Annotated in this window: 1 protein-coding gene; it reads right to left on the reverse strand. The window is 60.9% G+C overall.

The window, feature by feature from the left end; translation table 11 throughout:
* Positions 1–1,232: DUF7146 domain-containing protein (locus H6A60_RS11495; protein ID WP_205104738.1), on the reverse strand; the 1,232-nt coding region annotated here is incomplete at both ends.

The following is a 1,232-nucleotide window of genomic DNA, read 5'->3' on the forward strand; positions in this document are numbered from 1 at the left end:
ACGGAATGGCATCCGGAATATTGACGATCACGGCCAGTCGCCCCTCGTCGGCAAGACGCTTTCGGAGCGCTTCGGCAGCCAAAGCCCCCGTCTCGCTCTTGTCCTTGTCGGCAAAGATCAGAACGGTTCGAACCCCTGCGGGGATTTCAACCGTTTTGAGTCCGTTGGCGGAGATCGCGCACCAGCACGGTATGCCCGTAGCGTACTGCACCGACAAAGCCGTTTCGATGCCTTCGGCAACGCAGAGCTTGTCGAGCGGCTTGCCGAGCTGGATTGAAGCCCCGTTGATCGTCTCCCCTTCCGGGAGCACCATGAGCTTCTTCACCTCTTCGACAGGCGCCTTTGTCCCTTCCTCGGTAAGGAAGGTTCTGTGCAGCGTCACGAGGGAGCCGTCGACCTTTCGGACGGCAGCCACCATCGCGGGCCAGCGCTCGGTCGTCTTGTCTTCTCGCACGCGGTAGATCGCATTCGGCACGAATCGAAGCGTCTCGTCATCCCAGCGCGCGTCTTTGAGTCCGCGACGCTCGAGATACTTGAGTGCCGGAGCGGACGCATCCCGGTCCTTGCGGATCGGAAGCGCAATGCCCCAGAGCTTTTCCACGGCTTCGTGGCGGGGACTCAGATCCTTCGCCGACGGTGCCGTTTCGGTTCCGACATCGCAGACCGATGTCGATTCCTTCTTCTTAAAGCCTCGAGCCTTCCGATCCGATTCGCGTATGAGCAGACAGTCCCAAACGTTGACGAGATACGCCCCTTTGGAGCCGCGACGCTCTTCCGTTCGAACTTTTACGAGCGAAACCCGATCGCCCCTGGAGGCGCCCGCTGCTTTCAGAGCCGTTTCCAGTTCTTTGCCCCAACAGGTGCGCTTCATGCCGTTGGCCGACAAAAGTTCCACGCCATACGCTTTGCGTCCCGTGTCCTTGTAAGGCTTCGTGCCTGCAAAGACGACAACGCCTTCGAAGCGAAGCGCTTCGCCCGGCTGCGGCGGCAGATCCGCAGTCGTGCTTCTCGTTGCATGCGAATGCGAAGAACGGTTTTCAGAGGCTTCCGGCTTGAGCCCAAGAAAGTTCCCGACGGCAGTGAGCGCCTGCGCAAACGACCAGCCGTTCACCCAGCAGAGCATGTCGAAGCCGTCCGTCTTGGCGCCGCACGTGTTGCAGATCCCGTCGCCCTTCGCTGCGTAATGCTTGAAGAGCCTGAAGCCGTCCGTACCGCCGTGGACGGGGCAAGGG

The organism is Sutterella massiliensis (genome assembly GCF_016899755.1).
GTDB lineage: Bacteria > Pseudomonadota > Gammaproteobacteria > Burkholderiales > Burkholderiaceae_F > Sutterella > Sutterella massiliensis.